General features: G+C 68.7%; 21 protein-coding genes. 12 read left to right on the top strand and 9 right to left on the bottom strand.

The window, feature by feature from the left end; genetic code table 11:
- The first annotated feature begins 218 nt into the window (after window positions 1-218).
- Window positions 219-1,580, top strand: coding sequence for a flavin monoamine oxidase family protein (locus V6M56_RS15300; RefSeq protein WP_332684988.1), 1,362 nt, complete (start codon window positions 219-221; stop codon window positions 1,578-1,580).
- Window positions 1,581-1,608: 28 nt separating this feature from the next.
- Here the strand turns inward: V6M56_RS15300 and V6M56_RS15295 are convergent, their stop codons facing one another.
- Complete coding sequence (locus V6M56_RS15295; protein ID WP_332684987.1) at window positions 1,609-2,535, bottom strand: bifunctional helix-turn-helix transcriptional regulator/GNAT family N-acetyltransferase; 927 nt, start codon at window positions 2,533-2,535, stop codon at window positions 1,609-1,611.
- Window positions 2,536-2,675: 140 nt separating this feature from the next.
- Between V6M56_RS15295 and murI the strand changes: the two genes are divergently transcribed.
- Complete coding sequence (murI, locus tag V6M56_RS15290; protein ID WP_332684986.1) at window positions 2,676-3,539, top strand: glutamate racemase; 864 nt, start codon at window positions 2,676-2,678, stop codon at window positions 3,537-3,539.
- Between the two features lie 169 nt (window positions 3,540-3,708).
- Complete coding sequence (gene rpsD, locus V6M56_RS15285; RefSeq protein WP_332684985.1) at window positions 3,709-4,326, top strand: 30S ribosomal protein S4; 618 nt, start codon at window positions 3,709-3,711, stop codon at window positions 4,324-4,326.
- A 243-nt stretch (window positions 4,327-4,569) separates the two neighbouring features.
- Here rpsD and V6M56_RS15280 read toward each other — a convergent pair whose 3' ends face one another.
- The gene (locus tag V6M56_RS15280) at window positions 4,570-5,247 is read right to left on the bottom strand and encodes a Spy/CpxP family protein refolding chaperone (RefSeq protein ID WP_332684984.1); all 678 of its coding nucleotides are present in this window, start codon (window positions 5,245-5,247) and stop codon (window positions 4,570-4,572) included.
- Between the two features lie 180 nt (window positions 5,248-5,427).
- On the opposite strand from V6M56_RS15280, the gene V6M56_RS15275 reads away from it, so the two are divergent.
- The 4 genes from V6M56_RS15275 to V6M56_RS15260 all read left to right on the top strand — a co-directional run bounded on the left by V6M56_RS15275 (window position 5,428) and on the right by V6M56_RS15260 (window position 9,326).
- Window positions 5,428-6,426: a P1 family peptidase gene (locus V6M56_RS15275; protein WP_332684983.1), complete on the top strand. Its 999-nt coding sequence runs from the start codon at window positions 5,428-5,430 to the stop codon at window positions 6,424-6,426.
- Window positions 6,427-6,506: 80 nt separating this feature from the next.
- Entirely contained in the window at window positions 6,507-7,295 is a 789-nt protein-coding gene (locus tag V6M56_RS15270) for an ATP12 family chaperone protein (protein ID WP_332684982.1), read from the top strand.
- Window positions 7,296-7,302: 7 nt separating this feature from the next.
- Window positions 7,303-7,692: a DUF1801 domain-containing protein gene (locus V6M56_RS15265; protein ID WP_332684981.1), complete on the top strand. Its 390-nt coding sequence runs from the start codon at window positions 7,303-7,305 to the stop codon at window positions 7,690-7,692.
- 104 nt (window positions 7,693-7,796) lie between these two features.
- A complete protein-coding gene (locus V6M56_RS15260; RefSeq protein WP_332684980.1) occupies window positions 7,797-9,326 on the top strand; it encodes an acyl-CoA carboxylase subunit beta in 1,530 nt (509 codons plus the stop codon).
- Between the two features lie 145 nt (window positions 9,327-9,471).
- Here V6M56_RS15260 and V6M56_RS15255 read toward each other — a convergent pair whose 3' ends face one another.
- From V6M56_RS15255 to V6M56_RS15235, 5 genes are all read right to left on the bottom strand, one after another.
- Window positions 9,472-10,623 carry an ABC transporter permease gene (locus tag V6M56_RS15255; RefSeq protein ID WP_332684979.1) on the bottom strand — a complete coding sequence of 384 codons (1,152 nt, stop codon included), beginning with the start codon at window positions 10,621-10,623 and terminating at the stop codon, window positions 9,472-9,474.
- Entirely contained in the window at window positions 10,620-11,552 is a 933-nt protein-coding gene (locus V6M56_RS15250) for an ABC transporter ATP-binding protein (RefSeq protein ID WP_332684978.1), read from the bottom strand. Before V6M56_RS15250 ends, V6M56_RS15255 begins: the two co-directional genes overlap by 4 nt.
- On the bottom strand, window positions 11,549-12,505 hold the full coding sequence (locus V6M56_RS15245) for an HlyD family secretion protein (RefSeq protein ID WP_332684977.1): 957 nt from the start codon (window positions 12,503-12,505) through the stop codon (window positions 11,549-11,551). Before V6M56_RS15245 ends, V6M56_RS15250 begins: the two co-directional genes overlap by 4 nt.
- Window positions 12,502-13,167: a CerR family C-terminal domain-containing protein gene (locus V6M56_RS15240; protein WP_332684976.1), complete on the bottom strand. Its 666-nt coding sequence runs from the start codon at window positions 13,165-13,167 to the stop codon at window positions 12,502-12,504. Before V6M56_RS15240 ends, V6M56_RS15245 begins: the two co-directional genes overlap by 4 nt.
- A gap of 160 nt (window positions 13,168-13,327) precedes the next feature.
- Window positions 13,328-14,035: a GntR family transcriptional regulator gene (locus V6M56_RS15235; protein ID WP_332685067.1), complete on the bottom strand. Its 708-nt coding sequence runs from the start codon at window positions 14,033-14,035 to the stop codon at window positions 13,328-13,330.
- Between the two features lie 175 nt (window positions 14,036-14,210).
- On the opposite strand from V6M56_RS15235, the gene V6M56_RS15230 reads away from it, so the two are divergent.
- The 5 genes from V6M56_RS15230 to dksA all read left to right on the top strand — a co-directional run bounded on the left by V6M56_RS15230 (window position 14,211) and on the right by dksA (window position 19,526).
- Window positions 14,211-15,185 (top strand): tripartite tricarboxylate transporter substrate-binding protein, encoded by a 975-nt coding sequence (locus tag V6M56_RS15230; protein ID WP_332684975.1) that lies wholly within the window; start codon window positions 14,211-14,213, stop codon window positions 15,183-15,185.
- Between the two features lie 237 nt (window positions 15,186-15,422).
- Window positions 15,423-16,499 carry a tartrate dehydrogenase gene (locus tag V6M56_RS15225; protein ID WP_332684974.1) on the top strand — a complete coding sequence of 359 codons (1,077 nt, stop codon included), beginning with the start codon at window positions 15,423-15,425 and terminating at the stop codon, window positions 16,497-16,499.
- 103 nt (window positions 16,500-16,602) lie between these two features.
- Window positions 16,603-17,976, top strand: a complete 1,374-nt coding sequence (locus V6M56_RS15220) for an MBOAT family O-acyltransferase (protein ID WP_332684973.1) — start codon at window positions 16,603-16,605, stop codon at window positions 17,974-17,976.
- Window positions 17,951-18,955 carry a hypothetical protein gene (locus V6M56_RS15215; RefSeq protein WP_332684972.1) on the top strand — a complete coding sequence of 335 codons (1,005 nt, stop codon included), beginning with the start codon at window positions 17,951-17,953 and terminating at the stop codon, window positions 18,953-18,955. Before V6M56_RS15220 ends, V6M56_RS15215 begins: the two co-directional genes overlap by 26 nt.
- A 148-nt stretch (window positions 18,956-19,103) precedes the next feature.
- Window positions 19,104-19,526, top strand: coding sequence for an RNA polymerase-binding protein DksA (gene dksA, locus V6M56_RS15210; RefSeq protein WP_332684971.1), 423 nt, complete (start codon window positions 19,104-19,106; stop codon window positions 19,524-19,526).
- A 108-nt stretch (window positions 19,527-19,634) separates the two neighbouring features.
- Here dksA and V6M56_RS15205 read toward each other — a convergent pair whose 3' ends face one another.
- Both V6M56_RS15205 and flgH read right to left on the bottom strand, forming a co-directional pair.
- Window positions 19,635-20,432, bottom strand: a complete 798-nt coding sequence (locus V6M56_RS15205) for a hypothetical protein (RefSeq protein WP_332684970.1) — start codon at window positions 20,430-20,432, stop codon at window positions 19,635-19,637.
- A gap of 416 nt (window positions 20,433-20,848) precedes the next feature.
- Complete coding sequence (gene flgH / locus V6M56_RS15200) at window positions 20,849-21,613, bottom strand: flagellar basal body L-ring protein FlgH (protein WP_332684968.1); 765 nt, start codon at window positions 21,611-21,613, stop codon at window positions 20,849-20,851.
- Window positions 21,614-21,640: the final 27 nt, after the last annotated feature.

The raw sequence follows: 21,640 nt of genomic DNA, 5'->3' as shown, positions 1-21,640 counted from the left end.
CATTTGTAATCGTTTTAAACTAAAGCCATCGCCTTAATTTCAGCATCAGCGATTATTAAAATGACATTTGACTGTCAATTGATTCCCTTTACTGTCGAATATTACTTATTTATTCCAATTCCAATCTACCTTGCGCGCCCCACCCCTCCTCCCCATCTCGTGATCGCCGCCCGCCACGCCGCACCCGTTTGTGTCTTGCGGGGTACGGACCGGGTGGCATGATGCAGTGCAAGATGCGCAGGCAGGATGCGGAGGAAGTGCGCGCCATGCTCGACCGCCGGAGATTGCTGATCGGTTCGGCGACCCTCGCCGCGGCCTCGGCCAGCTCCGGCCGGAGCCTGGCCGCCGGGCACGACGTCGTGGTCATCGGCGCCGGCGCGGCGGGAATCGCCGCGGCGCGACAGCTGCAGGCGGCCGGGCGCTCGGTGATCGTGCTCGAGGGCCGCAACCGCCTCGGCGGACGAACCTTCACCGATTCCTCGCTCGGTCCGTCCTACGATGCCGGGGCAATGTTCATCCACTGGGCCGAGCGCAATCCCTGGACCGCGATCGCCCGGGAGCTCGGCGTTCCCACGCCCAATGAGAGCTGGGGCGGCGGCTTCCAGCTGTTCCAGAACGGCAAGCCCATGGCGCAGGGCGACCGCCAGCGCCGGCGCGGCGCCTTCGGCCAGATCGACCGCCTGCTGGAGAGTGCCGATCTCCAGGCCAGCGACAAGTCGATCGCCGAATTGCTCGGCGCTCTCGGCCCGGATCTCGTCCCCGTCGCCTCCTCCAGCCTGCTGCTCTCGATCGGCGAGGAAGCGGCCCGGATCTCGGCCCGCGACTATCAGCGCCTCTGGGCCGGCGAGGACTATGTCGTGCCCAGCGGCTACGGCAATCTGGTGGCACGCTACGCTGCCGGGCTCGACATCCGCCTGAACCAGACGGTCACCGCCATAAGCTGGGACGGCCCGGGCGTTGCCATCACCACCGCCTCGGGCACGCTTCAAGCCCGCGCCTGCATCGTCACCGTCCCGGTCGGCGTGCTCAAGGCCGGCTCGATCCGCTTCACGCCGGAATTGCCGGCCCGGACGCAAGGGGCGCTGGCCGGCATCGGCATGGGCGCGCTGACCAAGATCGCGCTCAAGGTCGAGGGCGGGCGCTTCGGCATCGCGCCCGGCGCGAGCTATTTCGAGGCCGGCGCCAATGGCCGGCTGATGAACTTCGACCTGTTCCCCGGCGACCAGGACATCGTCATCGGCTATTGCGGCGGCGACTATGCCCGCGAACTGTCGCAGGCCGGCCCGGAAGCCGCCCGCGCGCACATCGTCGATCTCCTCGCCACCATGATCGGGCCTGAGTTCCGCAAGGCCGCCGGCCCGGTCTCCTTCCCCGCCTGGTGGACCGACCCGTTCGCGCGCGGTTCTTATTCGGTCTGCCTGCCGGGCCATGCGGATGCCCGCGATGTCCTTGCGGAGCCGATCGGCGGGCGCCTCTGGCTCGCCGGCGAGGCGACCGCCGGCGGCGGCGCGATGACCGCCGGCGGCGCGACGCTCGCCGGCCGCAGCGCTGCGGCGGCGGTGACGCGCCTCAAGGTCTGAAGCGAGCCCTCTTGCGGCACTGCGGCTGCTACAGCTCCAGCTCCCAGTTCTGCCCCACCAGATCCTGGCCGAAGGAATGGTGCTGTTCCTCGGCCACCAGCCTGAAGCCCTCGGCGACATAGATCGCCCGCGCCGCATGCAGGATGTCGTTGGTCCACAGCACCATGCGGCGATAGCCGGCGGCGCGGGCAAAGCCGACCGCCTCGCGCACCAGCCGCTTGCCAAGGCCGAGGCCCTGGGCCCGCCTCTCGACCAGAACCAGCCGGAGCTTGGCGACCTCGGCGCTCTCCTGCACGACGAAGGCCGAGCCGGCCGGCGTCCCTTCGAGCTCGGCGATGAAGCAGCGCTCCTTGCCCGGCTGGAACTCGCGCAGGAACTTTGCCGCGATCTCGGCGACCAGCGCCTCGAAGCTGATGTCCCAGCCATATTCCTGCGCGTAGAGCCGGGCATGGGCGGAGACGACCCAGCCGATATCGCCGGGTCGATGCTCGCGGATGGTCGGCGACGGCCGCGCCTGCGACGCCCCCGAAAGCAGTGCCTGCGCCCGGTCGAGCGAAGCCACCAGGGCGGCGCGCTCGGCCTCGCCAAGCCGGGTCAGGATCGCGTCCGCCTGCCGGCGGGAAGCCTCGTCCAGCGGCGCGAAGGCCTCATGCCCCGCCGGCGTCAGCTGGAGTTCCAGCGCCCGGCCGTCGCCCGGCGCCCTGCCGCGCTCCAGCCAGCCGAGCCCGACGAAGCGCCGGAGCAGGCGCGACAGATAGGCCGGATCGAGACCGAGTTCCCGGGCGAGTTCGCCGGCGCGCCAGCCGTCGCGCTGCGCCAGCTCGTAGAGTACGCGCGCCTCGGTCAGGCCGAAGCCGGAGCCGTGCAGGTCGCCGCCGAGCGCCCCGACCCAGCGCGTGTGGAAGCGGTTGAAACGGCGGATCGCGGCGATGGCGGGCGGATCGACGACGGGCATGGCTCCTCCTCGCGTTGAGAAAAGCCAATTAATGGACAGAGTCAACTAAATTATCCCTGCCCTCCTCGTGCCTTTTTCACCCTCTCTTAACGGCGGCGCGGCCCAATCGGGGTTTGTCGGCCCCTGTTGGTGCGAACGTCATGCAAGTCGATCTTCTGGCCGGAACCGGCCATCGCGCGCCGGTGCTGCCGCAGCGCAGGCCGGTCCTGCTACTGTTCGATTCCGGCCTTGGCGGCCTCACCGTGCTGAGCGAGGTCGCGCGTGCCTGCCCCGATGCCGACATGGTCTATGTCGCCGATGACGCCGCCTTTCCCTATGGCAGGCTGAGCGAGACCGCACTCGTCGCGCGCGTGCTTGCGGTGATGGAACGGCTGGTCGCGCGCTACCACCCCGATCTCGTCGTCATCGCCTGCAACACCGCCTCGACGCTGGTGCTGCCGGCATTGCGGGCCCGTTTCCCGATTCCCTTCGTCGGCACCGTCCCGGCGATCAAGCCGGCGGCCGAGCGCACCAGGAGCGGCCTCGTCTCGGTGCTGGCGACGCCGGGCACCGTGGCCCGCGACTATACCCGCGGCCTGATCGAGAGCTATGCGAGCGGCTGCGCGGTCACGCTGGTCGGCTCGACCCTGCTCGCCGGCCTCGCCGAGGCGGCGCTGAAGGGCGAGAGCGTCCCGGACGAGGCGATCGAGGCCGAGATCGCGCCCTGCTTCGTCAGTCGCGACGGCCGGCGCACCGATGTCGTGACGCTCGCCTGCACCCATTATCCCCTGCTGCTGGCGCGGCTGCGGCGCCTCGCGCCCTGGCCGGTCGAATGGATCGACCCTGCCGCCGCGGTTGCGCGCCGCGTCACGCAATTGCTCGGCCCGGCCAGGAAGCATCCCGATGCCGGCGCGGCGGTCGCCGTCTTCACGGCGGGCGCGCGGCTCAGCGGCCCGGCCAGGATCGCCCTCGCCGGCTTCGGGCTGGCGCAGGTCGAGATCGAGCCGATGCCGCTTAAAGTTTGACAAACCGCGCCATCGGTGCTTGTAAGCCGGCGTCGCGCGGCTCCTCACGGGGCCGCGTGGCTTTTTCCGCACCCGTGATCCGCTCGTCTTCTCGAGACGGATCTGTCGCCCCGGAAACGGGGAGGAGGAGGGCGCGGTCCTCAAATCGCGAACCAAGAGGACACGCGACATGTCGAAGCGCCACGAGGCGAAGTACAAGATCGACCGCCGGCTCGGCCAGAACATCTGGGGCCGTCCGAAGAGCCCGGTCAACCGCCGCGAATACGGCCCCGGCCAGCACGGCCAGCGCCGCAAGGGCAAGCCGTCCGATTTCGGCACGCAGCTGCGCGCCAAGCAGAAGCTCAAGGGCTATTACGGCTCGATCTCCGAGAAGCAGTTCCGCCGCTATTACGCCGAGGCGATCCGCCTGAAGGGCGATTCGGGCGAGAACCTGGTCGGCCTGCTCGAGCGCCGTCTCGACGCGGTGATCTATCGCGCCAAGTTCGTGCCGACCGTCTTCGCCGCCCGCCAGTTCGTCAACCACGGCCACGTCACCGTGAACGGCAAGCGCGTCAACATCTCGTCCTACCAGGTCAAGCCGGGTGACGTGATCGCGGTCAAGGAGAGCTCGCGCCAGCTCGCCATCGTCATCGAGTCGGCCGCGCTGGCCGAGCGCGATGTGCCGGACTACATCGACGCCGACCACAACAAGTCGACCGCCACCTTCACCCGCACGCCGACCCTGACGGACGTGCCCTATGCGGTGCAGATGGAACCGAACCTGGTCATCGAGTTCTACTCGCGCTGATCCGATATCTCAGCCGGGGGCCGCAAGCCTCTGGCCGGAATCAGGAAAGGGCGGCTCGCAAGAGCCGCCCTTTTCGTTTGCGATGCCACTCTTCCCTTTTCCATAAATCGCGGCGGGAGGTACAGGGGCGGCGCCGGATTCGTCGGCGACGCGCCCGGCCGGCATGAAGAAACCCCGCCGGCGAGAACCGGCGGGGCAAGGAAGCAAAAATCATCTGCCGGAGCGCGGGCCGGCGCCCCGGTCTCAGAAGCGGTCGCGGTCGTAGCCGCGGTCGCGGTCGTAGCCGCCGTCGCGATCGCGCCAGCGGCGCGGACCGCGATCATCGTCGCGGCGGTCGTCGTCATGGCCGCGCCAGTCGTGCCAACGCTGGCGCATCTCCATCATCCGGTCGTGGCCATCGGCCATCGCCTCGCGCACGGCGCGCCGGGCGACGGTCTTCTGCTCGTCGGAGAGCGTCGTCCAGAGCGGCCGCACCGCATCGGCGAGCTCCTTCGAACGCGTCCCGCGCTCCATCTGGCGGTTGGCCCTCATGTCGAGCCGCTCCATGATATCGGCGTCGCGATAGGTCTCGCGCTGCTCGCGCTGCGCCGCCCAGCGTTCGCGGCGCTGCTCGGCATTGCGCTTGATCAGCGCCTCGACCTTCTCGAAGGCGGAGACCTGCTCGGGACTAAGCTTCAGGTCGGTGCGCAGCTTGGCGAGGCGCTCGTTCAGCCGCGCGGCGGCGCGCTCCGCCCGGCGCTGCCGCCATTCCTCGCGGCGGTCGCCGCGATCGCCACGCTCGGCACGTTCGCCGTCGGAGCCGGCCCGCTCCTGCGTCTGCTGGCTTCCCGGAGCGGGCGGGGCCGGCTGCGGCTGCGCGACCGCCAGCGTGGCGGCGAGCGCAGCGGCGCCGGAGGCGGCGATGAGGGCGATGCGTTTCATGAAGAAGCTCTCCGTTGCGGTTCGCGGAATACGGTTCGCTGTCTCGGGTCTCGAAGCCGGCCGGCGATGGTGCAGCCTGGGCCGCGGCGCCTCACCCGGCGATGGCGCCGCGATGAAAAGATCGTAATGTCGAGAGGACGCGCCAGCCAGCGCGAAGTTCCAGCAAATCGAGCAGGGTCCATGCGGAACCTCATCACCGATGTTCGCGGCATTGTCGTGGGCAATGCCGAAGACACCGCGGCGGCGACGGGGGTCACGGTGGCGCTGTTCGAGCGGCCGAGCATCGCCTCGGTCGCCGTGCTCGGCGGCGCGCCCGGCACGCGCGACACGGCGCTGCTCGAGCCCGGAATGTCGGTCGAGCACATCGACGCCGTGGTGCTGTCGGGCGGTTCGGCCTGGGGTCTCGGCGCCGCCGACGGCGCGATGGGCTGGCTGGCGAGGGAGGGGCGCGGCTTTCCGGTCGGCGGCTATCGCGTGCCGATCGTGCCGCAGGCGATCCTGTTCGACCTTGCCAATGGCGGCGACAAGCCCTGGGCGCGCGGCGAGGGCGAAGCGCCGCATCGCCACCTCGCCAGCGTGGCCGCCGCCGGGGCCGCTGCGGAGTTCGCGCTCGGCAGCGCCGGCGCGGGCTTTGGCGCGACGACGCAGAACCTGAAAGGCGGGCTCGGCTCGGCCAGCATCAGGGCCGCGACCGGCCAGGTCGTCGGCGCGCTGGTCGCGGTCAACGCGGTCGGCACCGCGACGATCGGCGACGGCCCGCATTTCTGGGCCGCGCCCTATGAGCACGGTCTCGAATTCGGCGGGCGCGGCTGGCCGACGGCGATGTCCCCGCAGGATCTCGCCTTGCGCTTCAAGGGCGGCCCCGGCGCCAACACCACGATTGCCCTGGTCGCGACCGACGCGGTGCTGACCAAGGCCCAGGCCCGGCGCATGGCGCTCGCCGCCCATGACGGGCTCGCCCGCGCCTTGCGGCCGGTCCACGCCCCGCTCGACGGCGACGTCGTCTTCGCCGTCGCCACCGGCCATAGCGGCGCGCCCTCGGACGCCTTCGCGCTGACCGAGCTCTGCGCCAGCGCCGCCGACGTGCTGGCCCGCGCGGTGGCCCGCGCCGTCTATTCCGCCACCGCCCTGCCCTTCCCGGGGGCGAAGCCGGCCTGGCGCGACAGATTCGGCGGCTGAGCGCAAGCCGCGGCGACGATCGCCGGGCCGCCCGGGCCTTCGCCCTTTCGCAGCGGCGGCCGGCGGCTTATAGCGCCCTGATGTCGACCGATGATTTCCTCGCCCGCTTCGGCGCCTCCGGCCAGCGCCAGCCCGATCCCGTCGCCGCCGCCCAGCAGGCGATGCGCAACGCCTTGCCCAAGCGCTTCTACGAGCAGGCGCACGCCCTGGAGCGCGACGGCCTGTTCCATGTCGCGCTCGACGGCAGGACGGCGCGAACCCCGGCGCGCAATCCGCTCGCCGTCGCCTCGCGCGCCGTCGCCGAGGCGCTCGCCGCCGAATGGCAGGCGCAGGAAGCCCGGATCGACCCGGCCCGCATGCCGCTGACCCGGCTGGTCAATTCGGCGCTCGACGGCGTCGCCGACCAGCACGAGGCGGTGCGGGCCGAGATCGTCAGATACGCCGGCAGCGACGCGCTCTGCTACCGCGCCGGCGAGCCGGAGGCGCTGGTCGCGCGCCAGGACGAGATCTGGAATCCGATCATCGCCGCGCTCGAGGCCCGTATCGGCGGGCGCTTCGTCATGGCGCAGGGCGTCGTCTTCGCCGGGCAGCCGGCGGAAGTGCTCGCGGCGATCGCGCGCCGTGTCGACGCCATCCCGGCCCCGGTCGCCCTCGCCGGCGCCCACAACGTCATGACGCTGACCGGCTCGACCATCCTGATGCTGGCGCTGGCCGAGGGGCTGATCGACGCCGACGCCGCCTGGGACGCGGCTCATCTCGACGAGGACTACCAGATCGGCATCTGGGGCCAGGACGAGGAGGCCGCCGAGCGCCGCGCCAATCGCCGCCGCGAATACGACGCGGCGGTGCTGCTGCTGAAGCAGGGTTGAGCGCAAGATGAAGCCCGGGGCCCCGATCGCAGGCGATCCGGAGGCCTATATCGGCCAGCTCGACGGCTGGCGCCGGGACATTGTCGAAGCCCTGCGCGCGGCCGTGCTGGCGGCTGCCCCGCTCGAAGAGCGGATCAAGTGGACGCATCTGGTCTACTTCTCGAATGGTCCGGTCCTGCTGATCCGGGCCGAGGCGGAGCGCGTGCTCTTCGGCTTCTGGCGCGGCAAGAGGCTGCGTCAGATCGAGCCGCGCCTGAAACCCGGCGGCAAGTTCGAGCTCGCCACCATGGTCCTGCGCGAGGGTGACACCGTCGGTCCCGCGATCGTCGCGCAACTGGTGCGCCAGGCCGTGGCGCTCAATCGCGAGCTCGGCGACCCGAGCAAGCCGAGCGCCTGAACGCAGCCCGCCTTGCACCAAAGCCGAACCGGCATCCGATGGACACGGGAAGCCGCGCCGCTTAAGCGGGTGGGAGATCTTCAGTCGGCTCCGGGGTGCTCTCCATGAAGGATATTCTCGAACAGCTCGAAGACCGCCGCGCCGGCGCGCGCCAGGGCGGCGGCGAGCGCCGCATCGAGGCGCAGCACAAGCGCGGCAAGCTGACGGCGCGCGAACGCATCGACCTGCTGCTCGACCGCGACTCCTTCGAGGAGTTCGACATGTTCGTGCAGCACCGGGCCGTCGATTTCGGCATGGACAAGGCCGAGAAGATCCCCGGCGACGGCGTCGTCACCGGCTGGGGCACGGTCAATGGCCGCACCGTCTTCGTCTTCTCCAAGGATTTCACCGTCCTCGGCGGCTCGCTCTCCGAGACGCATGCCCAGAAGATCATCAAGATCCAGGACATGGCGCTGAAGATGCGCGCGCCCATCGTCGGCCTGTTCGACGCGGGCGGCGCCCGCATCCAGGAGGGCGTCGCGGCGCTCGGCGGCTATGGCGAGGTCTTCAAGCGCAATGTCGCGGCCTCGGGCGTCATCCCGCAGATTTCCGTCATCATGGGCCCCTGCGCCGGCGGCGACGTCTATTCACCGGCGATGACCGACTTCATCTTCATGGTCCGCGACACGAGCTACATGTTCGTCACCGGCCCCGAAGTGGTGAAGACCGTCACCAACGAGACCGTGACCTCCGAGGAACTCGGTGGCGCCAAGGTCCACACCAGCAAGTCCTCGGTCGCCGACGGCTCCTTCGAGAACGATGTCGAGGCGCTGCTGCAGGTCCGCCGGCTGATCGACTTCCTGCCGGCCAACAACACGGTCGGCGTGCCGGAATGGCCGAGCTTCGACGTGCCGGACCGTGTCGACATGAGCCTCGACACGCTGGTGCCGGACAATCCGAACAAGCCCTACGACATCAAGGAGCTGATCCTGAAGACGCTCGACGAGGGCGATTTCTTCGAGATCCAGCAGGCTTATGCCGGCAACATCGTCACCGGCTTCGGCCGCATCGAGGGCCGCACGGTCGGGCTCATTGCCAACCAGCCGATGGTGCTGGCCGGCGTGCTCGACTCGGACGCCAGCCGCAAGGCGGCGCGCTTCGTGCGCTATTGCGACGCCTTCGATATCCCGATCGTCACCTTCGTCGACGTGCCGGGCTTCCTGCCGGGCACGGCGCAGGAATATGGCGGGCTGATCAAGCACGGCGCCAAGCTGCTCTTCGCCTATAGCGAATGCACCGTGCCGCTGGTCACCGTCATCACGCGCAAGGCCTTCGGCGGCGCCTATGACGTGATGGCCTCCAAGCATATCGGCGCCGACGTCAACTATGCCTGGCCGACGGCGCAGATCGCCGTGATGGGCGCCAAGGGCGCGGTCGAGATCATCTTCCGTGGTGGCGACGCCGAGACCATCGCGCGCCAGACCAAGGAATATGAGGACCGCTTCATGAGCCCCTTCGTCGCGGCCGAGCGCGGCTATGTCGACGAGGTGATCATGCCGCATTCGACCCGCCGCCGGATCGCGCGGGCGCTCGCCATGCTGCGCACCAAGAGCGTCGAGCGACCCTGGAGGAAGCACGACAATATTCCGCTGTAGGACCGCGGTTCGACCCGGAATCGCCCCGTCATTCCGGCTGGAGCGAAGCGGAACGCCGGAATCCATCACAGGGCGCCGGCGCTCTACGATGGATTCCGGCGCTTCGGCCGGAATGACGGCTGTTTCCGCGAGAAGGCGGCAGCCGCTAGTCCAGCGTGCTCCTGAACCGCATCAGCGCGATGCCGGCATAGAGCGGCACGAAGAGGCTTAGATAGAGCACTTCGAGGCCGATATCGCCGAGATCGGCGCCCTTCAGCATGATCGCGCGGACGACGCGCAGGAAATGCGTCAGCGGGAAGATCTCGCCGAGCCACTGCGCCCAGTCCGGCATCCCGGCATAGGGGAACATGAAGCCGGAGAGCAGCAGCGAGGGGAGGAAGAAGAAGAAGGTCAGCTGCATCGCCTGGAGCTGGGTGCGCGCCATGGTCGAGATCGTGTAGCCGAGCAGCACCAGCGCCAGCACGAAGACCAGCACGCAGGCGAGCAGCAGGGTAAGGCTGCCGAGGAACGGCACGCCGAACAGCAGCTTCGCCGCGCTGAGCACCACCGCGACCTGGACGCTGCCGACGGCGAGATAGGGCAGCACCTTGCCGAGCATGATCTCGCCCGGCGTCGCCGGCATGGCGAGCAGGTTCTCCATGGTGCCGCGCTCGATCTCGCGGGTCAGCGCCATCGCCGTCATCATCACCATGGTCATCTGCAGGATGACGCCGAGCAGGCCGGGCACGATGTTGTACTGGGTGATGCCCTCGGGATTGTAGCGCCGGTGCACGACGAAGGAGAGCGCGCTCTCGCTCTGCTCGCGCTTGAGCTCCTCGGTGCCGAGCGCCCGCGTCAGCGCCCGGCCGGCGATGGTCTGCAGCGCGCCGACCGCATTGCTCGAGGCGGCCGGATCGGTCGCATCGGCCTCGACCAGGATGCGCGGCTCGTCGCCGCGCTCGACCCTGGTGCCGAAATCGCTGGGAATGGTGACGAGGAAGGAGATCGCGCCGCGCGCCATCAGGCTCTCGGCCTCGGCAGCGCTCTGCGGGCGCTTGCCGAAGCGGTAATAGCCCGAGACCTCGAGGGCCGCGACGACCGCGCGCGTGTATCGGTCCTGCCCCAGCGCCAGCACCGCCGCCGGCAGGCCCTTGGGATCGTTGTTGATGGCGTAGCCGAACAGCAGGAGCTGGATGATCGGCACCACCAGCATCATCGCGAAGGTGATGCGGTCGCGCCGCATCTGCACGAACTCCTTGGCGAGGACGGCGCCGAGCCGCCCTGCCGCAAGACTGGCATTGGTTGCAGCGCCGCTCATGCCGCCCGCCCCTCGGCCTGCGAGCGCGCCATGAACTGGATGAAGACATCCTCCAGGCTGGTCGTCCCGGGCTCGATCCGGATGCCCGGCCGGTCGGCGAGCGGCGCCAGCGCCCGTTCGAGCTTGCCCTTGTCGGTGCCGACGACATGCAGCGTCGCGCCGAAGGGGGCGACCTGCTCGACGCCATCGGCCCGGGCGAGCTCGGCGATCTCGGCCGGCTTCAGCGCGCCGTGGACGACATAGGTGGAGAGGCCCGAGCCGGCGACCACCTCCGCGACCGTGCCGGTCGCCAGCATGCGGCCATAGGCGATGTAGCCGATGCGGTGGCAGCGCTCGGCCTCGTCCATGTAATGGGTCGAGACCAGCACGGTCAGGCCCTCGCCGGCGAGCTTGTGGATCTCGTCCCAGAACTCTCGGCGCGCCTTGGGGTCGACGCCGGCGGTCGGCTCGTCGAGCAGGAGCAACTTCGGCTGGTGCATGATGCAGGCGGCGAGCGCCAGGCGCTGCTTCCAGCCGCCCGACAACGTGCCGGCAAGCTGGTCCTTGCGCGAGGTCAGGCCGAGATTGTCGAGCGTCTTCGCCACCGCCTCGCCGACCGGCTTCAGCCCGTAGAGCCGGGCGACGAAGGTCAGGTTCTCCTCGATCGTCAGGTCCTCGTAGAACGAGAACTTCTGCGTCATGTAGCCGACCTGCAGCTTGATCTGTGCGCTCTGGCTGCGGACGTCGAGGCCGAGCACGGTGCCCTCCCCGGCATCGGGCGTCAGCAACCCGCAGATCAGCCGGATCGTCGTGGTCTTGCCCGAGCCATTGGGGCCGAGGAAGCCGACGATCTCGCCGGCACGCACCGTGAGATCGACATTGTCGACCACGGTGCGCTTGCCGAACCGTTTGGTCAGGCCACGGACATCGATGACGTTCTCGGTGCTCATCGCGGAGCCTGCAGCATCACGTCGACGATCTGGCCGGGCTGCAGCCGCACTGCCGGCCCGCCTTCCGGCCGCGCCTCGACGAGATAGACCAGCTTCTGCCGGGTATCGGCCGAATAGATCACCGGCGGCGTGAACTCGGGCTCGTTGGCGACATAGGAGACGGTGGCGGCAAGGCCCGGCGGGCAGCCATTGCAGCGCACCTCGAGCCGCGTTCCGACGACGGTGCTCGAAAGCAGCGCCTCCGGCACATAGAGCACCAGCTTGACCGCGCCGTCGGGCAGCATGGTCAGTACCGGAGCTGCCGGTCCGGCGAGCTCGCCGGGATGGCGCACCAGATCGGTGACGATGCCGGCCGCCGGCGCCGTCAGCGTCCGCTGCGACAAGCGCCATTTGGCCTGGTCGAGCGCCGCCTGCGCCTGCGCCACCTGGTTCTCTGCCGCCTTGATCTCCTCCTCCCGCGCCGCCAGCCGCGCCACCGCGAGATTGGCGGCGCTCTGGCGCACGATCGCCGCGGCGACGTCGCGCGCCGTCTGGGCCTGGTCGAGATCGGCCTGGGTCGAGACGCCGCGACGGAAGAGGTCCTGCCGGCGTTCGAGGGCCCGCTCCGCCTCGCGATGCTGCGCCTGGGCCGAGGCCGCATTGGCCTCGATCACCGCGATCTCCTCCGGGCGCTTGCCGCTGAGCAGATTGGCGAGCTGGGCCCGCACCTGCACCAGGCGCGCCTCGCTCTCGGTGACGGCGTTCCGCGCGTCGTCCTTCTGCAGCTCGGCGACGACGGCGCCCGGCATCACCCGCTCGCCGCGCCGGACCGCGACGCTCTCGATCCGAGCCGTGTCGATCGGCCCGAGCCGGACATATTCGCCCTCGACATAGCCGACGATCCGGGTCGCGGCCGGAGCGCAGATGCCGAGCGAGGCGGCGATGGCGAAGGAGCAGATGAATTCGACGATCACGATGCTTCTCCCGCACAGGCGAGGATGCTGGCCCGGACGGAAGCGCGAACGGCTTCGGCGATGGCGCCGGCCTCTTCCGGGCCGATCTCGTCCCAGCCCATGCGGCGCTTGATCGCCGGCCGGGCGATCCGGAAATAGAAGACCTGGCCCATCGCCGAAAAGACCGCGAGCCGCGTCGCCGGCGCCTCCGGCTCCATGCCCGTGGCGGCCGCCCAGACCCGGCAGAGCCGGCGGTGCACCGGATCGAACAGGCCGCCATAGAGCGCCTCGAAAGCCGGGCTCGGCGTCAGCATCTCGCGAACCACGAAGCGGACGATGATCTCGCTTTCCGGCACCGTGGTCAGGAAGGCGACGATCCGCTCGACCAGCGCCAGCAATTGCGCCTGCGCGGCCTCGCGATCGGCCGCTCCCTCGCCGACCGGCGCCTGGCCGCCGGCGATGACGGCCTGCATGCGCGCGACGATCGCTGCGGCGCAGGCCTGGCGCAGGCCGTCCTTGCCGCCGAAATGATAGGCGATGCCGGCGCTGTTGACGCCGGCCGCCTGGGCGATCTCGCGAGTCGAGGTGGCGTCGAAGCCGTTGCGGCCGAACAGGTCGAGCCCGGCCCGGATCAACGCCTGCCGCGTGCCCTCGGTGTCCTTGATGATGGATTTGCCTGCCATGGCAGCGACATTACGCGGATTCCCGATTTAATCAATCGATTGATTGAAATTCGCTTTGATGGAGCCGCTTCCCGACAGGCGATTGGGCGTATCCGACGAGAGATTGCTGGCAGCTGCTGGACTACCCTCCAAGCGGGAGGCGAGAGATACCATCCGGCCGTCAGAGCTGGCGCAGCCCGATGCTCTCGATCAGCGGCACCAGTTCGTCGCGGGCCGAGACGCGGTGAGCCCGGGCGCAGCGATGCGCCTCGCCGGCATCGCCTGTTCGCAATGCCGCGGTCAGCAGCCGATGAGCCTCGGCGGAAGGCGCCAGCGTCGGTCGCAGCCTCAGGGTCAGCATCCGCGTCCGGTGCGCCTGGTCCGTGACGGTCTGGGCGATGCGGCGCAGCCTGCCATTGCCGCAGCGCTCGACCAGCAGGCGATGGAACAGCTCGTCGGCCTCGGCCCAACGGCCCAGATCGCCGGCCGCCAGAGCCTCCTCCATCGTCGTGGTGGCAGCATCCAGCTCGTCAGCCGCCGCCGTTCGGATGCTGTCCGGCAGGCCGGCCAGCAACTCGGCCGCCATCGATTCCACCGCGACGACGACGTCGTAGATCTCGCGGATGTCGTCGGGCGCCAGCGGGCAGACCAGCACGCCGCGCTTCGACAGCACCCGCACCAGCCCGTCCTCCTGCAGCCGGATGATCGCCTCGTGCACCGGCGTGCGGCTCATGCCCAGCCTGACCGCGATCTCCTGCTCCGAGCCCCGATAGCCCGGCGGAAAGACCGTGTCGCGGATCGCCGCTTTCAGCGCCGCATAGGCCTCGTCGACAAGAGAGCCACGCCGCTGGCCGGCATCGGCAACATCGGCGGGTGCGAGTTCGGCCATGATCACCTCCAGCCGGCCATTGAGCATGTCGCGCATCTTCCATGCAAGGTGAGATGGAAGCTTGACATCGCGATCCCGCGCAACGACGCTGAACCATGCAAACTTCCATGGAAGACAAGCGGAAGAGCAGCAGCCGGCAAGCCGGTGGACGGCGCCGGCGACAGGGAGAGAAATCATGAAACGGATGCTGTTTGCGCTGGCTCTCGCACTGGCGGCCGCGACGCCGGCGGCGGCCCAGCCCGCCTACCCCGAGAAGCCGATCACGCTCGTCGTCCCCTTCGCGGCCGGCGGCACCACCGACATCGTCGCGCGGCTGATGGCCGACCATATGAGCCGCACGCTCGGTCAGACGATCGTCGTCGAGAACCTCGCCGGTGCCGGCGGTACGACGGGGGCGAGCCGCGTCGCCAAGGCGACGCCGGACGGCTACACGCTGCTGATGGGCAATCTCGGCACCCAGGCCGCGAGCGTCGGGCTCTATCCGAAGCTCGCCTATGACCCGCGCACCGATTTCGAGCCGATCATGAACTCGGCTTCGACGCCGATGCTGGTGGTCGCCAAGAAGGATCTGCCGGTCAAGGATTTCAAGGAGTTCGTCGCCTATGCGAAGGAGAACGCCGCCAAGCTGAACTACGGCTCCGGCGGCGTCGGCTCGACCTCGCATCTGACCTGCCTCTTCCTGCACGCGCTGCTTGGCGTGAAGCCGCAGCATGTCCCCTTCCGCGGCTCCGGCCCGGCGCTCAACGCGCTGCTCGGCGGCCAGGTCGACTATGTCTGCGACCAGACGGTGGCGATCGTGCCGACGGTCCAGGCCAAGGAGGGCAAGGGGCTGGTGGTCGCGGTGCCTAACCGCCTCTCGGTGATACCCGACGTGCCGACCTCGGCCGAACAGGGGCTGCCGCGCTTCCTGGCGACCGGCTGGAACGCGATGTTCGCCCCCAAAGGTACGCCGAAGACCATCGTCGACCGGCTCAACGCCGCCGCGCGCGCCGCGCTCAAGGACGAGCCGACGCGCAAGCGCTTCCTCGAGCTCGGCGCCGAGCTGCCCGACGAGGCCGGCCAGACGCCCGCGGCGCTGGGCGAGCTCGTCCGGACCGAGATCGACAAATGGGTCCCGGTCATCAGGGACGCGGGCGTGACCGTCCAATGACAATCCGGGCGGCGGCCGGGAAGAACCGGCCACCGCCCCGCGAATCTGATGATTTTACTTGGAACCACGGCGTCATCCTGGACAAGCCGCGAAGCGGCGCAGCTCCGGGATCCATCATAGGGATCGACGGCGCTCGATGATGGATCCCGGGACGAAGCTGCGCTTCGCCCAGGATGACGGCGCGATTCCAGCTGAAAGCATCCGGCGTTAAGAAGCCGAAGGAAGATCGGAAACGACATGCGTACGCACAGGATCGCCGCCATCGGCGGGGACGGAATCGGCCCCGAGGTCATCGCCGCCGGGCTTCAGGCGCTGGCGGTCTGCGCCGAGCGCGACGGCGGCTTCCGGCTCGACGTCGAATCCTTCGACTGGGGCTCGGACTATTACCGCCGGCATGGCGTGATGATGCCGGCCGACGGCGCCGACCGGCTGCGCGCCTTCGACGCGATCTATTTCGGCGCCGTCGGCGCGCCCGACATCCCCGACCACCTGACGCTCTGGGGCTTGCGGCTCGCGATCTGCCAGCCGCTTGACCAATACGCCAATGTCCGGCCGACCCGCATCCTGCCCGGCATCACCAGCCCGCTGCGCCATGTCTCCGGCCCGGAGCTCGACTGGGTCATCGTGCGCGAGAATTCCGAAGGCGAATATGCCGGCGTCGGCGGCCGCGTCCACAAGGGCTTGCCGCAGGAGGTCGCGACCGATGTGGCGATGTTCACCCGCGCCGGCGTGACCAGGATCATCCGCTACGCCTTCCGCATCGCGCAGGCCCGCCCCCGCAAGCTCCTGACCGTCGTCACCAAGTCGAACGCCCAGCGCCACGGCATGGTGATGTGGGACGAGATCGCCGCCGAGGTCGCGCAGGAGTTCCCGGACGTGACCTGGGACAAGATGCTGGTCGACGCCATGACCATGCGCATGACGTTGAAGCCGGAGACGCTCGACACCATCGTCGCGACCAACCTCCACGCCGACATCCTCTCCGATCTCGCCGCTGCGCTGGCGGGCTCGCTCGGCATCGCTCCGACCGCGAACCTCAACCCCGAACGCAGGACACCCTCGATGTTCGAGCCGATCCACGGCTCGGCCTTCGACATCACCGGCAAGGGCATCGCCAACCCCGTCGCGACCTTCTGGACCGGCTCGATGATGCTCGACCATCTCGGCGAGACCGCCGCCGCCGCGCGGCTGATGCGGGCCGTCGAGCGCGTCACCGCCGATCCGGCGCTGCATACGCCCGATCTCGGCGGCAAGGCCACGACGCGCCATGTCACCGAGGCGGTCTGTGCGGCGCTGCGCGGCGACAACGTCTGAACGGCTCGCCCGCTCGGCTCGTTCCGGGCTACGACCCGGTGCGACATGACTCCCGGGCCGGAATCCGCTAAGGCGGCGCTCTCCCGCCGCCTCAGCCCACCCGATGCTCTTCAACTCCTTCGCCTTCCTGCTCGGCTTCCTGCCGCTTGCCCTCGCCCTGCACTGGCTGGTCGAGCGCTTTGCGCCGGCCTGGCGCCTGCATCTGCTGGCGGGGCTGTCCTTCGCCTTCTACGGCTATTGGGACTGGCGCTTCGTGCCGCTGCTGGCTTTCTCGATCCTGCTCAACTGGCTGATCGCCGAGGCCTTCCAGAAGACGAAGCGGCGCGGCCTGATCACCCTCGCCATCGTCATCAACCTCGCCGTGCTGGCGCTGTTCAAATACTTCAACTTCTTCGCCGATCTCGCTGGGATGATTCCGGGATTGCCGGCGCCGAAGCTCGACATCGCGCTGCCGCTCGGCATCTCCTTCTTCACCTTCCACCATGTGATGTACCTGACCGATCTGCGCCGCGGCGAGGCGCCGCGCTACGATCTGGTGCGCTACAGCCTCTACATCGCCTTCTTCCCGCAGGTCCTGGCCGGGCCGCTGGTGCGCTGGCGCGAGATCATGCACCAGTTCGAGGAGCGCCCCTATCTGCGCTCCGATGCGGCCGAGCGCGTCGCCCGCGGCCTGATCCTGCTCACCATCGGCCTGGCGAAGAAGGTGCTGATCGGCGACCCGCTGGCCGAATACGCCAATCCGGTCTTCGCGGCAGCGGCAGCGGGCAAGGCGATCGCGCTCGCCGAGGCCTGGCAGGGCACGCTCGCCTTCACCTTCCAGATCTATTTCGACTTCTCCGGCTACACCGACATGGCGCTCGGCCTGGCGCTGCTCTTCGGCATCGTGTTGCCACAGAACTTCGAGGCGCCCTATCGCGCCGTGAGCCTGCAGGATTTCTGGCGGCGCTGGCACATGACCCTGTCGCGCTTCCTGCGCGATTATCTCTACATTCCGCTCGGCGGCTCGCGCCATGGCCTGCCGCTTCAGCTCTGGGCGCTGTTCGCCACCATGGCGCTCGGCGGGCTCTGGCATGGCGCCGGCCTCAATTTCGTCGCCTGGGGCGTCGCCCATGGCGCGGCGCTGGCGGTCGGCGTGCTCTGGCGCCGCGCCAAGCTGCCGATGCCGAAGGCGCTCGGCTGGCTCCTGACCTTCGTCTTCGTCGCCTTTTGCTGGGTGCTGTTCCGGGCGACCTCGTTCGAGGCGGCGCTGGCGATCTACAAGGGGCTGATCGGCCTCGGCCCGGTCGGCACCGGATTCAAATGGCGGGCGCTGGTGCCGGCCGTCGCCGTCGCGATCATCGGGCCGACGGCCTGGGCCCTGGCCTGGAAGCTTCCCCCGGCCCGCTGGCTCGCCGTCGCGACCGCGATCCTCTTCGTGCTGGTGCTGTTCAAGATCGGCGACGACGCCAATTATGAGTTCATCTACTTCCAGTTCTAAGGCGCGCTGGCGCGGCTTCGCCGTGACCTTCGTGCTGGCGGCGGCCGGGCTCGTCCTGGCCCTGCTGGCGCTTGCCTTCCTGGTCGACCCTTACGACACCGGCCGCTCGCCCCTGCCGCTGAAGGCCGGCGTCAGCCCGCAGGGGCCGCGCACCGCCGCCGCCAGCCGCGGCCGCGATCCGCAGTTCCACGGCGCGATCTTCGGCAATTCGCATATCCAGCTCGTCTCGCCGGAGGCGCTGAAGCGGCAGACCGGCATCCCCTTCGTCTCGCTGATCGCGCCGGCGACCGGCCCGCGCGAGGCGCTCGTCCTGCTCGACTGGTTCCTGCGCCAGCGCCGCGAGCCGGCGCAGGCGCTGGTGATCGGCGTCGATGTGCGCTGGTGCACGTCCGACGCCACGCTGCCGATCGAGAAGCCCTTCCCCTTCTGGCTGTTCGAGCGCTCAGCCCTCGCCTACTTCGCCGGGCTGATGCGCTTCGACGTGCTGGAGGAGGTGCTGCGCCGGCTGCGCTATCTGGCGGCGAGCACGCCGGACCGGGCGCGGCCCGACGGCTACTGGAACTACGAGGAAGGCTACGAGATGCAGGGCTTCCACAGCGACCCGGTCCGCCGGGCCAGGCTGCTGGCGCCGAACGAGGCCGGCGGCGGCAACGCCACCGGCCCGTTCCCGGCCGCCGAGAAGCTGCGTGCCCTGCTCGCTCTTCAGGCCCCCGATGTGCCGGTCGTCCTGCTGCGCCCGCCGAACTTCGTCAGCGCCCTGCCGGTGCCCGGCAGCGCCGACGCCGCCGCCGATACGGCCTGCCGCAACGCCTTCGCCGAGCTCGCCGCGAGCCGGCCGCGCACCGCTTTGGTCGACTGGCGGATCGACCGGCCGGAGAATCGCGAGCCGGACAATTATTTCGACCATAGCCACTACAGGCTGGGGATAGCGCGGGTGGTCGAAGCCGACATCGCCGCCGCCCTCAACCGTTTTCGCTGATTTTCCCGTAATTTGCCGCCGAATTCACGGGCTCGCGAAAGCCGATTGTTACGACGGGGACCTATCGCTATAAGGGCGCCAAATCGGCGGCCCCCACGGCAATGCCGGCGGGGATCATCGAGCAGACGTTCATTGAGAAAGCCTGCCCATGTCGAAGCAGACCACCCTCGATCCCGACTACAAACCCTCCGAGAGGGAGCCGTTCATGAACGAGCGGCAGCGTGAGTATTTCCGCAGCAAGCTGCTGGCCTGGAAGGAGGAGATCCTCAAGGAGGCCAAGGAGACCCTGGTCACCCTGCAGAGCGAGAGCGAGAACCACCCCGACATCGCCGACCGCGCCTCCTCCGAGACCGATCGCGCCATCGAGCTCCGGGCCCGCGACCGCCAGCGCAAGCTGATCTCCAAGATCGAATCGGCGATCGCCCGCATCGACGACGGTTCCTATGGCTATTGCGAGGAGACCGGCGAGCCGATCTCGCTGAAGCGCCTGGAAGCCCGCCCGATCGCGACGCTGTCGCTCGAAGCCCAGGAACGCCACGAGCGCAACGAGCGGGTGTTCAGGGACGATTGAGACGCGGCGGTAGCGCTGTTCCTCCAAAGGCCTCGCAGGCGACTGCGGGGCCTTTTTTTGCGAAGGGCCGGGCGTGAAGAAGAAGTCAGCCTCGACCCATTGCTGACATCAATTGGAGGGACCACTTTTGTCTCTCGCATCCAAGTCCTTCGGCCAGAAAGCAAAATCACCCCCGCGCAAGAATTGCGAGAACTCTGCCTGATATCGCGGCGGCATATTGCTGATGACATTTCTCAGCTGCTTGCGATGCGAAATCAGCAAGGGAATCCTTTGCTCGATTCCCTTGCTCACCGGCGTTCCCGAAAGCCCAGTGATATTGAATGGCCAAATGCCGGCTGGCACCATCTCTAACGTTATCCGCTCCAGCTGGTAGCCCGCCCCCAAGACCGTCTCGAAGCCGGCCGGTGTTGGCTGGACCACGCGCCCCGAAGCGGGCTCTTCGAGAGAGGCAAAACTAGCGAGCGTCAGCATGTTATTGCCGCGAAGCTCGCGGCGGCCCTGCCAAGCCGGCGCGTAAGAATACCACCACCGGCTGAAGATGGGGCGACCATCGCGGCTTCTCGGCAGACCCGCATAGTCGAACGCCCTTGCGGCGATGTCATAGACGTCGACGCCTCCGCCGAACTGACCGCGCGCCATCAGCGCAATCAAATTCCGGCCCTGACCGAGATCAACGAAGATCGCTTCGCCGACGGTCTTGCAGCCACCCGTCATCACGCTGGCGCCCGCAATCGGCACCGGCTCGGTGCAGGTGACCGACCAGACGGAAGACCCTTCTTTCACTCCGTCAGGCGTTGCGATCGCCACCGCGATTCGAAACCGATGCTCATAGCTCGGCTGGACGAACCATCCCCAGCCGAAGGTCAGCAGCAGTGGCACGCTGACAATCCAGATCAGAACCTTCATGCCACCCACCCGGAATCATGCGACCACTCTGGTGTTATGTCAGACTTCCTAAGTTCCGCTTCCAACCCAACTCAGATATTCGACACCGCCAACACCACCCCTCCCAAAGCAAAAGCCCCGCGCGGGAGGCGCGGGGCTTTCGGGCTGCCAGCCGGATAGCTTGGGGAGCGTGGCTGGCGGCCGGGAAGGAAGGCGGCCTCGGGAGAAGCCGCCGACCCGGCGCGGGGCGTGGACGTGGGGAGCGTCGCCTGGTCGCGCCGGGTAGCTGGAAAGTGCCTCCGGATCGATCGAGCTGGCCCGTCATTGCGAGCGCAGCGAAGCAATCCAGAGGCGGCAGTGCTCTATGGTCTCCTAGATTGCTTCGTCGCTTCGCTCCTCGCAATGACGCGGCGGTTCCGGTCCCATCGAGACAGCCCTCAGAACGGCAGCAGGATATCCATCACCTGCTGGCCGTAGCGCGGCTGCTGGACATCGGTGATCTGGCCGCGGCCGCCATAGGCGATGCGGGCCTGGGCGATCTTGGTCGACTCGATGGTGTTGTCGGATTCGATGTCCTCCGGCCGGATCACGCCGGCGACGATCAGCTCGCGGACCTCGAAATTGACCCTGATCTCCTGCTTGCCCTCGATCACCAGATTGCCGTTCGGCAGGGACTGCGTGACGACGGCGGCGACATTGGTGGCGAGCTGCTCGGCCCGGCGCACCGAGCCCGAGCCCTCGCTCGTCCCTTCCGAGTCGAGACTGAGCAACTCGCCCGCGCTGGAACCGTTCGGCAGGAACTTGTCGAGCTTGTTCTCGAAACCCATGATCCGGCCGGCGCCGAAATCCTCGCCGTTCTTGCGGCTGCGCTTGGTGGTGTTGTCGAGCTGGGCCTTGTCGGTGACCTTGACCTTGACGGTGACGAGGTCTCCCACCACCCGGGCGCGCTGGTCCTTGAAGAAGGCGCGCGAGCCGGTCCGCCACAGCGAGTTCGGCGCGTAGGAGGCGTGCTCCACCGCCGGCATCGGCATCTGCACCGGCTTGTAGCCCTTGCTCGCGGTCGGGTCCTCGATCGGCGAGAGCGCCGGGGCCTGGCCGACATTGGCGAGCCGGTCGGCGGCGCCGCAGGCGCCGAGCAGCAGGCCGAGGCCAAGAACGACGGGGAGAACGGCGGGGAAGGCGATCGGGTTGTTTCGGGTCATGATCTCGATCCGCACTTTGAAATCAGG

Origin of the sequence: Allobosea sp. (genome assembly GCF_036675845.1) — a bacterium.
Lineage (GTDB): Bacteria > Pseudomonadota > Alphaproteobacteria > Rhizobiales > Beijerinckiaceae > Allobosea.
The sequence above is the reverse complement of the archived record's forward strand: the minus strand, read 5'-3'. Positions and strand labels throughout refer to the sequence as shown.

Coding starts and splice junctions, on each gene's coding strand:
- V6M56_RS15300 (WP_332684988.1), top strand. CDS start 219: ATGATGCAGTGCAAGATGCGCAGGCAGGATGCGGAGGAAGTGCGCGCC.
- V6M56_RS15295 (WP_332684987.1), bottom strand. CDS start 2,535: ATGCCCGTCGTCGATCCGCCCGCCATCGCCGCGATCCGCCGTTTCAAC.
- murI (WP_332684986.1), top strand. CDS start 2,676: ATGCAAGTCGATCTTCTGGCCGGAACCGGCCATCGCGCGCCGGTGCTG.
- rpsD (WP_332684985.1), top strand. CDS start 3,709: ATGTCGAAGCGCCACGAGGCGAAGTACAAGATCGACCGCCGGCTCGGC.
- V6M56_RS15280 (WP_332684984.1), bottom strand. CDS start 5,247: ATGAAACGCATCGCCCTCATCGCCGCCTCCGGCGCCGCTGCGCTCGCC.
- V6M56_RS15275 (WP_332684983.1), top strand. CDS start 5,428: ATGCGGAACCTCATCACCGATGTTCGCGGCATTGTCGTGGGCAATGCC.
- V6M56_RS15270 (WP_332684982.1), top strand. CDS start 6,507: ATGTCGACCGATGATTTCCTCGCCCGCTTCGGCGCCTCCGGCCAGCGC.
- V6M56_RS15265 (WP_332684981.1), top strand. CDS start 7,303: ATGAAGCCCGGGGCCCCGATCGCAGGCGATCCGGAGGCCTATATCGGC.
- V6M56_RS15260 (WP_332684980.1), top strand. CDS start 7,797: ATGAAGGATATTCTCGAACAGCTCGAAGACCGCCGCGCCGGCGCGCGC.
- V6M56_RS15255 (WP_332684979.1), bottom strand. CDS start 10,623: ATGAGCGGCGCTGCAACCAATGCCAGTCTTGCGGCAGGGCGGCTCGGC.
- V6M56_RS15250 (WP_332684978.1), bottom strand. CDS start 11,552: ATGAGCACCGAGAACGTCATCGATGTCCGTGGCCTGACCAAACGGTTC.
- V6M56_RS15240 (WP_332684976.1), bottom strand. CDS start 13,167: ATGGCAGGCAAATCCATCATCAAGGACACCGAGGGCACGCGGCAGGCG.
- V6M56_RS15235 (WP_332685067.1), bottom strand. CDS start 14,035: ATGGCCGAACTCGCACCCGCCGATGTTGCCGATGCCGGCCAGCGGCGT.
- V6M56_RS15230 (WP_332684975.1), top strand. CDS start 14,211: ATGAAACGGATGCTGTTTGCGCTGGCTCTCGCACTGGCGGCCGCGACG.
- V6M56_RS15225 (WP_332684974.1), top strand. CDS start 15,423: ATGCGTACGCACAGGATCGCCGCCATCGGCGGGGACGGAATCGGCCCC.
- V6M56_RS15220 (WP_332684973.1), top strand. CDS start 16,603: ATGCTCTTCAACTCCTTCGCCTTCCTGCTCGGCTTCCTGCCGCTTGCC.
- V6M56_RS15215 (WP_332684972.1), top strand. CDS start 17,951: ATGAGTTCATCTACTTCCAGTTCTAAGGCGCGCTGGCGCGGCTTCGCC.
- dksA (WP_332684971.1), top strand. CDS start 19,104: ATGTCGAAGCAGACCACCCTCGATCCCGACTACAAACCCTCCGAGAGG.
- V6M56_RS15205 (WP_332684970.1), bottom strand. CDS start 20,432: ATGAAGGTTCTGATCTGGATTGTCAGCGTGCCACTGCTGCTGACCTTC.
- flgH (WP_332684968.1), bottom strand. CDS start 21,613: ATGACCCGAAACAACCCGATCGCCTTCCCCGCCGTTCTCCCCGTCGTT.